General features: G+C 52.6%; 7 protein-coding genes and 1 pseudogene. 2 read left to right on the plus strand and 6 right to left on the minus strand.

What is annotated here, in order from left to right; genetic code table 11:
* The first annotated feature begins 22 nt into the window (after positions 1-22).
* On the plus strand, positions 23-607 hold the full coding sequence (locus tag ACTJK7_RS03905; protein WP_108560944.1) for a hypothetical protein: 585 nt from the start codon (positions 23-25) through the stop codon (positions 605-607).
* A 327-nt stretch (positions 608-934) separates the two neighbouring features.
* On the opposite strand, the gene ACTJK7_RS03910 is transcribed toward ACTJK7_RS03905, so the two are convergent.
* On the minus strand, positions 935-1756 hold the full coding sequence (locus tag ACTJK7_RS03910; protein ID WP_440780999.1) for a glycosyltransferase family 2 protein: 822 nt from the start codon (positions 1754-1756) through the stop codon (positions 935-937).
* Positions 1757-2000: 244 nt separating this feature from the next.
* Here ACTJK7_RS03910 and ACTJK7_RS03915 point away from each other — a divergent pair, with 244 nt between their 5' ends.
* On the plus strand, positions 2001-2822 hold the full coding sequence (locus tag ACTJK7_RS03915; RefSeq protein ID WP_440781008.1) for a VanW family protein: 822 nt from the start codon (positions 2001-2003) through the stop codon (positions 2820-2822).
* A 48-nt stretch (positions 2823-2870) separates the two neighbouring features.
* Here ACTJK7_RS03915 and ACTJK7_RS03920 read toward each other — a convergent pair whose 3' ends face one another.
* The 5 genes and pseudogenes from ACTJK7_RS03920 to ACTJK7_RS03940 all read right to left on the minus strand — a co-directional run.
* The gene (locus ACTJK7_RS03920; protein WP_440780998.1) at positions 2871-3302 is read right to left on the minus strand and encodes a hypothetical protein; all 432 of its coding nucleotides are present in this window, start codon (positions 3300-3302) and stop codon (positions 2871-2873) included.
* Between the two features lie 969 nt (positions 3303-4271).
* Positions 4272-4892, minus strand: coding sequence for a hypothetical protein (locus ACTJK7_RS03925; RefSeq protein ID WP_440780997.1), 621 nt, complete (start codon positions 4890-4892; stop codon positions 4272-4274).
* Positions 4889-9709 carry an RHS repeat-associated core domain-containing protein gene (locus ACTJK7_RS03930; RefSeq protein ID WP_440780996.1) on the minus strand — a complete coding sequence of 1607 codons (4821 nt, stop codon included), beginning with the start codon at positions 9707-9709 and terminating at the stop codon, positions 4889-4891. The genes ACTJK7_RS03925 and ACTJK7_RS03930 overlap by 4 nt, the downstream gene beginning before the upstream one ends.
* Positions 9706-10449, minus strand: coding sequence for a DUF4123 domain-containing protein (locus tag ACTJK7_RS03935; RefSeq protein WP_108560961.1), 744 nt, complete (start codon positions 10447-10449; stop codon positions 9706-9708). Before ACTJK7_RS03935 ends, ACTJK7_RS03930 begins: the two co-directional genes overlap by 4 nt.
* A pseudogene (locus ACTJK7_RS03940) lies at positions 10439-10587 on the minus strand (Rhs element Vgr protein); the annotation flags it as partial. The gene ACTJK7_RS03935 and the pseudogene ACTJK7_RS03940, both read right to left, overlap by 11 nt.

Raw genomic sequence — 10587 nt, forward strand, 5'->3', positions numbered from 1 at the left:
CATCACAGGGAATGTATCGCTTATGAAGCTCCAAGCACTGACGCACGCCATAGCACTTGCCACCGTCCTTTCTGCGGCCAGCCTTTCGGCGACGGCCGCCGATATCCCGCTGTCGGCCGCTGTCGAGGCCGACCGTGTCACCACCAAAGTGCTGGCGGTTGACCCGGCCAATCATCAGGTGGTCCTTGAAGGCGCGGAAGGTCGCCAGGTGCACATTCAGCTCAGCGACAAGGCGAAAAACCTCGGTAATTTGAAAGTGGGCGATCTGGTACAGATCGAAGTGACCCGCTCTGTTGCCGCTTATCTGGACACCGACGTGGATAAAGGTCTGCCTGGCTCCACCGAGCGTACTGGCGAGCTGCGCAACGCCGTGGGCAGCAGCAACCCCGGTGGCGAGGCTTTCCGCCAGGTTCAGGTGCAACTGAAAATCACCAAAATTGATTTGGCGACAAACCAGGTCACCCTGGAAAACCCTTCAGGCCAGTCGAAAACCCTCAACGTCGAAAAGCCTGAAATTCAGGCCAAACTGAAAGATTTGAAAGTCGGGCAAAGCGTCGTGGTCACTTACACCGATGTATTAAAAGTGACCAGTCAGCATGAAAGTTGAGTATTGACTCTACAGAATGGCTGTTCTTGTACAAGTAATTGTATGAGAACAGTCATATGAAGTATTCGGGCGGGTGAGTTCAGAAAGTTTGTCGGGAAAAATCGGTAAGCAACGTCCTTTAACTTTTCAGTACATAAATTTCATCTTCAATTAGCACGACATATCCGCCAACTTCCATTAAAATCCCTCCCGTTCGCCCAGTGTCAGGGCTCTTTACCGGTGCATGGATTGCCAGGCCATTACACTGGGCGAACACCTCCTCGGAGTGGAAACCAAAGAATTCAGAAGCAAAAAAGGGCGACTTTGAAGTCGCCCTTTTTTATTGTCTTACGATTTGGCGGGTCGCATGCCCTGTTGTAACTGAAGGCGCTTGAGCGTTTCCTGATACATGGTGGTGCGGCGGTGCTGTTTGCCGTATCCACCGATCGCGGCCACGGTGCCGGCCTGAATGTGATCCAGGTAGCGGAAAATCGTCCGTGGCGAGAGGCATTTGATGCCGTAGCCAAGGCTGCTTAAACGATCCTGCAGCGTGTATCCCGGGACTCGGTCGTCCATCGAAAAATGCAGCTCGTGAGCCTTGATCAGCCGTGCGTTCCACAAGGTGCAGAAGCTTTTCAGGTGTGTTTCCCGGTAGGGTTTTGGATCTCGGGAGGGCAACCCCAAGTGCTGTTTTGCCCGGCGGAAATAGTGTTTGAAATAACGCGAAGACAAACGCCAGGTGTCTCTAAGGACGCCGCGATCCAATTGCTCGACGCAACCGACCGCCGCTGTTTCCAAAGATTGCATGCACTCATTCATCATCATCGAAAAGACAGTACTGTCAAAAACGAAAGTGTCGGTGTGCAGCAAAAACAGGTAATCGGTTTCAACTTTCGCAAGTGCCAGATCAAGTGCCTTGCCATGAGCAATATGTCCCGCTTCCTTGCCGGGTGAAGGGCGCTCGATCAAGTTGATCCAGTCCAGAGACCGCAAGTAAATCAGGCTTTCATCGGCAGAATCGTTGTCCACCACCCACACCGGAATTTGATGCTCCTTGACGTATTGCTGGAGAAACTCCAGGCACATCCGGGTTATTTCCGGCGTCTTGTAATTGACCAATACAAGACTGAAGGCGGGCAGTTGTTTAGAGGTGGAATCGATCGCACTCATGGTCCGGGCTCACTTCAAGTTGAAGGGTTCTGCTGACGGCAATCAGCACACAGAACCGCTGCTTTGTGGCCCGGATGGTAGGGACGTAACCTTAGTTCAAGCTTAATTTCTAAGCGCCCGGGCCGGGCGACTTGTTACGGCTTGCAACGCAGGCGAGGCGCTTGGCGACCAAGCGCGGTTCCACGGTAAGATGCGCCGCCCTTTCAAACTCAAGGAAGACAACGGCCCGCGCCGTTCGCCAAGGATGAAACCACTTTCCCTCTACCACCCGGCCCTTTACTCGCTGCGCGTGTGGCAAAAAAGACTGTTCCGCCACATCGCCTGGCACTGCTCGAGCAAACGCTATGCGCGGCCTGCCACGACCTCCGGGCGCCTGCCTTACCGCTACCTCAAACACACCTCAAAACTGATCCGCAAACTCGGCGACTCCGACCTCGCGCTGCAACACAACAAAGTCATCAACCTCAAACTCGCCGTCGCCGCCATCGACGGCGTCACCATCGCCCCCGGCGAATATTTCTCCTTCTGCCGCCTCGTCGGCCGCCCGACCCGCCAACGCGGCTACGTCGAAGGCATGGAACTCTCATTCGGCGAAGCCCGCACCGGCATCGGCGGCGGCATCTGCCAACTCAGCAACCTCATCCACTGGATGGCCATTCACTCACCGCTGGTCGTCATCGAACGCGCCAACCACAGCTTCGACCCCTTCCCGGACGACGGCCGCGTCCTGCCATTCGGCTCCGGCGCGGCGATCTTCTACAACTACATCGACCTGGTACTGCACAACCCGACGGATCGCAGCTTTCAGCTGAAGCTGAAGGTCGGGGAGACGCAGCTGGAGGGGGAATTGTTGTGTGATCGGGAGCGGGCTTATCGGTATCACGTGTTCGAGGTGGGGCATCGGTTTGTGCGGGAGGGGGAGCGGGTTTATCGGGAGAATGAAATTTGGCGGGAGGTGAGGGAGAAGGGGCAGGTGGGGGCGTTGGTGGAGAGGGAGCGGTTGTATGGGAATCGGGTGGTGGTTAAGTATGAGGTGGGGGAGCAAGTCATCGAAAGGCAGCAGTAGGTTGTTTTTTTGCCTTAGGGTTTTGAGTCTGTGACGGAAATAACGCAATTACAGGTTTCTGTAGGGATACGTTTCGCCGCATAGGTGAAACGTATCGTCCAGATAATAAACTCCGGAAATCGAGTTTATTACCAGTTCTAGCTTTCCCTTTGATGGGAATAGCAAATAGAACAGCTCAAAGAATAAATAGTCCTTGATGAGGGTTGCTGCTACGTCTGGATGGTTTTTTATAAGGATTGAAAGTAGCGGGTAATTGCAATCTCGTAATTCGGGGATGTCGGCGTAGCCTTGTTTTTCATCGTCTTGTATGCATTCGGCGATGAATGCATTTGTTAGCTCGTAGAATTGCTTGGGCAGTTCGTGATTTTTTATTGATAAAGTATATTTTTTGGCATTGTTGGAGAGCGGTTCGCCGAAGCCAAGGCTGCGGTAGGTTACAGAGGTTGGATCAATAATTTTGTTTTCTGATTTGAAGATCATGGTTTTTTAATCGCTGGAGGGAATGAAGTCGATGCTGTATGTACGCAATCGTGGTCGTCTACATAAATTAAGAAGCTAAGGGCCGTATTAGTTATCCAGAATGGAAAGCCAGTCGTTTCTGAAAGCAATATTTTCAGATCGGATGATGACTGAAGCGTCCAGGCATGGATTTGGTTGTCGAGGACGATTAATGTTGGTTTTTCAGATGGGTATAGGAGATCGACCTTTTTCCAAAAGTCTGGGTCGTGATGTTTTGTTACGGATCTTAGATTGAAGGGGTCAAGGGTTTTTGTGTTTGAGTAAAAGAAGCAGGTTTTTATGTTTGAGATTATTTTCTCTAATTCATTGTCTTTGAGTTGCTGGGTTTTTAGATGGTTTTTTTCAAGTGCTGATGTGATTTCTTTTTTAAGTAACTCATTGAGGTATTCCTGTTGTTTTTTGGAGCGTGAATAGAAGTGAGCCTATTCCCTTTTGTGGAAGTGTTTTAATTATTGATTGTAGATTCGATAGCACGCGCCAAAGTTGCTAGTGGTGTGAGTGTTGCTATATGTGGGATCGAATAGGTCTGTGAGAGGTGGTTGAGTAGGTTTTTCTATTGAATTTAGTTTTTCTAAAGATTTTTGAAGCTCGGGGTAGCTTTCTATGTATGTGCAGTCTGATGAGTAAAATTTAAGTGTTATAGTGCTGGGTGAAATGAATGCCAAGTTAATTAAAGGCTCCGGGTTCGAAAAGAGTCTTCCGCTAAGTTAAAAGGGGACAGATTTATTTTCTTTAGCGAAAAATAAATCTGTCCACTTTAGTTTCGTCCCCTTTGGCTTCGTAGTTAAGATTATTCTATGGAAAGATTGTTTGGCCGATCGATGGATACTATGGTGAATGTGCCGCTTGATGATTGAGCATGAGGGGAATGGGGCAGATTTATTTTTAGACAAAAAAATGAATCTGCTCCCCGTTGTGATCGCGTCGTAATTATTTATTGTAAATTCGATAGCCAGCGTCAAAATTGCTAACTGTATGAGTGTTGCTATATATGGGGTCGAAAAGGCCTGTGAGAGGTGGTTGAGTAGGTTTTTCTCTTGAATTTAGTTTTTCTAAAGATTTTTGAAGCTCGGGGTAGCTTTCTATGTATGTGTAGTCTGATGAGTTAAATTCAAGTGTTATAGTGCTGGGTGAAATGAATGCGAAGTTAATTAAAAGCTCCGGGTTCGAAAAGAGTCTTCCGCTGATGTCGTAGATCTTGTCTCCGGTGTTCAATTTTTGGCCGTAGCGTTCGTGGGTCAAATATCCGTGGTCTTGGTTTAATAGCCGTAATAGTTTTTCGTAGCCTTTTATTGGCTCAAAGGAAATACTGGCTCGTCTTATTACAAGGAAGCCGTCTTCGGTCATGTTCTCCAAAAAATTTGAGTTCTGCCTGTTGATCGAGGCGATGACGGGCTCGTCGATTAAGTTAAGTACGAAGTTTGATAGATTAAGGTGAAATTTTTCCCGAGGGTTTTCGATGGGGGGGATGCTGATATAGCTTATGATCCCGCCTGCGTTATCGGAGTCGATCGCACCAAAGCACTCTGTGATATCAATTGAAAAAATCATTTTGCTCTCTCGATAATGAACCGATCAAGTGATTTGGACCCGATCTGCTCGCCTTCGATGGTCTTGAACCCCATTGGATCAACTTTTGTTTGTGAAACGATTTTAAGCCCGAGCTCTTCAATTCTTTTGAGTGATTTTTTTATATATTTGTTGGCGTAAGCACTGCCGGTGATGGTTATCTGTCCATTTTCAGATAGCACTCTTAGGATCTCCGGATTTAAAGGATCAAAGCCATAGGGGTTGTCCATGTTGATGTGGCTCTGCGAACCAGATTTTATGCCTGACAAATCCGTCGCATTACCTGCATGTACTCCGGGTGTTTTGGGATCAATGTCAATGTTGTAATAACCTTCAATTGGATTTGAACCCGCACCAATATTAAGAGAGCCATCAGCATTCGCTGGTTTGTCTAAGTATCTACCTAGATTATCTGGACACTGTTGGAGCCCCAGAGGATCAACCCAGCCAGTAGGATTTGTTACATACTGGTAGTTATTCAACCCACCCGCAAGCTTGATCGGATCCTGCGTCAAAAAACGCCCCGTCCCCGGATTGTAATAGCGGTGCCGGTTGTAATGTAACCCTGTCTCCGCATCGAAATACTGACCCTGGAAGCGTAACGGATTATCGATTTCGCTAACGTCCAGCGCGGCAAGGTTGCCGTACGCACGGTACTTCGCGGACCACATGATCTCGCCACTGTAGTCAGTGAGTTCCTGCGGTGTACCGAGGTGGTCGAGGTGGTAGTAGAACGGCGTGGCCTTGCGTGGGCCTTCGCCGTCGAGCATCGCCAGCGGGCGGAAGCTGCCGGGTTCGTAGATATAGGTGCGATAACGGTTGTCACCGCTTTCGGCGATCAGGCGTTCGCCTTGCCACAAGAATTCGGTGGTATGGCCATCGACAGTTTTCTCTATGCGGCGACCGAAGGCGTCGTACTTATAGGATGCAGTGCTACCGCCCGGCAGGCGGACACCGACCAGACGATGCTGGCAGTCGTAGCGATATTCGGTGACGAGTTTCTGTCCGGTGCCGCGACGTTCGCGGATCAGGTTGCCATAGGCGTCGTAGTCGTAGTGGCGGTCGCCTTGCATCAGCAGACGGTTGCCTTTGACGTTGGCGAGGTTGGCTGTGCCTTCGTTGTTCTGGCCGAGCAGGTTGCCGGCCGGATCGTGGGCGAAGGTTTCAGGTGTCGCGCCACGTACGCTGGTCAAGCGGTCCAGCGGGTCGTAGTGGAAGCTGCGGTTGCCTTTTCGGCTGTCGTCGATGCCGGCGAGGTTGCCGTTTGCGTCGTAGTTATAGCGACGCTGGAACAGGTTTTTTTCACGCTGGCTGACGCTGTGCGCTTGCAGGCGACCTTGTTCGTCGTACTGGTACTGGCTGAGCAACAGTCCTTGCTGGCGCTGCTGCTCGCGACCGGCATTGAATTGGTGGCTGGTCAGGCGTGAGCCGTTGAGGTCGATGCTACTCAGACGTCCGCCTGACAAATGGCGGTAGTCGAGTGTGCTGCCGTCGGGGAGGCGGCAGTGACTCAGTTGCCCGACGCTGTCGTATTCGTAACGTGTGGTGCCCCAACCCTGGTGTTCGGTGATCAGGCGATCCTGCACGTCGTATTCGTAGGCCAGCGGCCAGTGACCGTCGTCGACATTCACCAGACGGCCAAGAGCATCGTAGCTGTAGCGAATTTCTTCGCCATCGGCGAGGGTTTTCACCAGCAGTCGCCCGGCAGTATCGCGCTGATACTCGGTAACCAGTTCGCTGCCGTCATCGCCGAATTCGGTTTTCTTCAGCAACTGGCCGTTGAGGTCGTATTCGTACGCGGTGCGGCGGCCGTCGAAACCGGTTTCCTGCTGGATCAGGCCGTTCGAGTAGTAGTCGAGTTTGTAATGCTCGCCGTGTTCGTTTTCGATTTCAGTGAGCAGCAGACCTGAATTGTCGTAGCGATAGCGCAACTGGCTGCCGTCGGGGTTGATGCGGCGGCTGACCAGATGCAGGTTGTCGGCGTATTCGTAGCGGGTGATGCGGCCGAGCTCATCGCGTTCGGCAGTGACGCGTCCGTATGGGTTGTAGGTGAAAGCTCGGGTGGCACCGCCGGGGAGGGTGATCTGGGTCAGGCGATCGACGGCGTCCCATTGGTAATGGGTAATGGCGCCGAATTCGTCCTGCCGGGTGATCTGGCGTCCGAGTGCGTCATAGCGATACTTGCGCTGACCACCGTCCGGAAGGCGCTCCTCCAGTAATTGGCCGAGGTTGTTCCAGCCCAGTTGATGGCGGCTGCCATCAGGATGGTGAATTTCTAGCAAGCGGCCCTGGCGGTCGTAGCTGTAGCGTGTTTCGTTGCCCTGTGGGTCTATTTGCTGGGTGATGTCGCCTTGTTGATTGCGGTCGTACTGCCAACGGGCCTTGCCACGTTTGACTTCAATCAGTTGACCATCGAAATAGTTGTAGTGGGTCGGTTCTTCTTCCGGCGGGATGACAGCCATCAATCGTCCGGCATCGCTGTATTGATACTCGGTGATGGCCCCCATTGGATCTTTTACAGCAACAAGACGCCCCTCAGCGTCATAGGCGTTTTGCGTTTCAGCACCATCGGCAGCGGTTTCACTGATCAGGCGTGCATTTTCGTCATGCAAGTAAACCTGTTCACTGCCATCGGCGTTGTGAACCGTTACCGTGCCCTTGTCATCCCACTCGTAGCGAGCTTCCAGTTGGGAGTAGTTGGCCCAATGACGTACGCAGCGGGAGAGTTTGCCTTCACGTTCCCATTCCCAGAAGAAACTGGCGCCACCGGCCAGTTGCCGCTCAAGAATGACGTGCTGATCGTTATAACGGTAATGCTCGGTTTCGCCTGCAGCGTTGGAGGCCGAGACCAATTGATTGCTAGCGTTGTAGCGATAGGTGACGAGGGTCTGAATGGTCAGCCACGGATCCTGGCGCTCACCACGCTCGTCATACTCGGAACGCTGTTGTTGCTGATCCACGGCAACGATATGGCGATCGTCGTAGCGCAACAGCAACGCGCGGCCAGCACCGTTATCGATGCGCTGGATCCGCCCCACGAGGTCATAGCTGATATGCACCTGATTTCCGTACGAGTCACTGACCGTCGTCAGGCGGTCTGCGCGGAAGTGATAAAAGCGTGTTTTTGCCCCTGCTTGGGTGAGGATCAGTTCACCCGGCGCGCTGCCCAAATAAATCGCCGCCTGAGCCAGACTGTTGGTAATGGCTGGACGTTGTTCGGTCGGCATCGGGAAGCGGGTCTGACGGTTTTCGTTATCAGTCCACAACACGCCTTCATCGTTGATTTGCAGGCGATGGGATAGGGAGTGGCTCCAGCCATGGCCGAGACGCCCGTCGATTTCAACCGCACTGCTGCGATAGAGACGTGTCCATTCAATGGGTAGCAGCCCACCCAATACGCCGTCAGTGAGCGTCAGCAATTCCTCGCCGGTAACCATCGATACCGGTTCACCGTTAGTGCAGGTCTTATCGGCGCACTGAGCAGGTTGATCCGCTGGGTTTTTGGACTGGTCGGGCGCGTTGTCTACTTTTTCCTGTTGTTGAGCGCGGGTGCTGTTTTCCTTCTTGCCGCGTGCATGAATCTGCGCATCCGTCTCTACAGCACCTCCGGAAACGGGTGGTTTTTTCTTTGGTGGTGTGGCGGTCTCTGCGGGTTTTGGAGGCGCAATTTCTACGCTCGCCTTTCTCGCCTGGTTCAGTGGCGAATTGCCGTTGAGCATCAACGGTTTCGCCGTATCGGCGTGTGCTGTCGCATTCTTCTTGCTGATCTTCATCAGCATCGACGTGAAGTCTTCAATCAGTGACATGACCTTGCCGCTGTTCCTTGCAGCATTAAGGCCCTTGGTGCCAATACGGACGGCCAAACCGATCCCGCCCGTCAACACAATACCGATCAGGATGTTCAGCAGTACTTCCGTAGTCAGTTCTGCCAGCACTTCAGTGCAGGTCTGCGGAGGCAGCATTTTGACCCACGCTACGATAGCTGCGACGTAGATCCACATAAGTGGCTCGTCACTGGCGATCAGCAGGGCTGTTTGAATGGCTTCTTTTGAAGCGTTATAGATCTTCTTTATCTGTTCTTCGGTGAAGAATTTTTTGAGTTTTTCGTAGTTTTCCCGAGGGTGTGCAACCAGGTCGTAGAGACTTTTGATGTCCCCCCACAGCCCCATAATCGCCTTGAGGAACCCCTTCCACGCCGACTCCAATTGCTGCAATGCCCGTCCAGCCATGGATGCATTGGTATGCGCTTGCCAAAGTGGCAGAAAGTCGGTGGTCCACTCTGTTTGCAGCCAGCCGCTAAGGTCCCCGATTACGCCTTGATAGGAGTTGAACAGGCTATCGATCTGAGCCTTGGTGGGATTCGGGAAAAAAGTGATTTCATATTGCTGATGCGGTTTGAGGCCAGTGACCTCCAGAATCCCGCTTGGACCGATTTTGACGTTGATCGGTTGACCGACTTCGTTCTTTCCGTAGAGCTTGCCATTCTCCACCGGCACCAGTCGCACCGGCGTATTGCCGATAGGTACAAAACGCGCAGACTCAAAACTATGTACAAGTTTGAGTTTGCCGTTGGCAGGGCAGTTGGCATAAAGGGTATTTTCCTTTTTGCTGTCTTTGTCCGCCGTACCGACTTCGTCACCGACCTTGAACTGTTGCTCTGCGTCCAGAATGCCGCCGTACCAGGCTTCGGCATGCTCGCGATAATCCTTCAGGCACTTCTTGAAGTCGCTGATGATGGCCTGAGCATCAGGCTGTTTTGCATTGAGATTGGCAACAATCTCACCCATCAAAATGCTCATACAGCCACCTCACTTTCCAGATGGGCCTTCAGCAGGCCGGTAAAATTTTCTTCCGTGAGTGGCGTGCGTTTTACGAAACGCGCCACTTTCTTTTGCAGGTTCGATTCAGGGAACGAGAAGTACAGGTCGGCATGTTCGTCCAGCAGCCACTGCATCATGTTGCCGATCACGGTCGAAGGGTTTTCGGCCATCAAGCTGTCCAGCAGGTCTTTCGGCACCTCCCACCACGGCCAATCCTTCGCCTTCGGCACCACCCTCGGCCCGACTTCCAGGCTCCGCCCGTTAATCAGATACCGCTCAAACACCGGCAACACTTCCCCAGCCGTCTCACCCAACCCTTCAAGAATCGAATAGATATGCCGCCCATCCCAGAACCGGAAAAACACCTCGGTCCCGTCCGGCATCTTCACTTGGGTCAGGCTGCGCAGGTGTTCGAAGACTTCGTTGGGTTCCGAGCGGGAGACCGCCAGCCAGCCCCAGTCGAGGGCGTCGGTTTCGGTGATCCAGGGCAGGAAGGCCGAGTTGGCCTTGAGTTCGGCGACGTAAGGCATCACCGGTTGCCAGGTGGAGTAGGGCGTCCCGCCCCAGACGGGAATGGCCTGCACGGACGGTTCACTCTGATACAAAGCCTTGAGCGCTTCGGCATCACTGGCGGCGCTGACGATCAGATACAGCCGCTCGTCTTTCTGCAACGGCTGTTGTGCCAGCCAATCCTTGGGTGTCATTCGATTAGATGGCACAGGCACCTGCCTTGCATTTTTCACACTCTTCACAGAACGGCGCATTACGTTTGAGGGTGTTGATTTGCGCCGGGGTCAGTACGGCACCAGCCTTGTCGGCATCCGCCTGCTTCAACACGCCCGGCAGCAGTGGGGCGG

The sequence above is a fragment of the Pseudomonas sp. 22085 genome (assembly GCF_052045815.1).
Classification (GTDB): domain Bacteria; phylum Pseudomonadota; class Gammaproteobacteria; order Pseudomonadales; family Pseudomonadaceae; genus Aquipseudomonas; species Aquipseudomonas glycinae.

Bases quoted from the DNA above. Each gene is read 5' to 3' on its own strand.
- ACTJK7_RS03930 (WP_440780996.1), bottom strand. From the start codon at position 9,709: ATGAGCATTTTGATGGGTGAGATTGTTGCCAATCTCAATGCAAAACAG.
- ACTJK7_RS03920 (WP_440780998.1), bottom strand. From the start codon at position 3,302: ATGATCTTCAAATCAGAAAACAAAATTATTGATCCAACCTCTGTAACC.
- ACTJK7_RS03925 (WP_440780997.1), bottom strand. From the start codon at position 4,892: ATGATTTTTTCAATTGATATCACAGAGTGCTTTGGTGCGATCGACTCC.
- ACTJK7_RS03915 (WP_440781008.1), top strand. From the start codon at position 2,001: ATGAAACCACTTTCCCTCTACCACCCGGCCCTTTACTCGCTGCGCGTG.
- ACTJK7_RS03910 (WP_440780999.1), bottom strand. From the start codon at position 1,756: ATGAGTGCGATCGATTCCACCTCTAAACAACTGCCCGCCTTCAGTCTT.
- ACTJK7_RS03905 (WP_108560944.1), top strand. From the start codon at position 23: ATGAAGCTCCAAGCACTGACGCACGCCATAGCACTTGCCACCGTCCTT.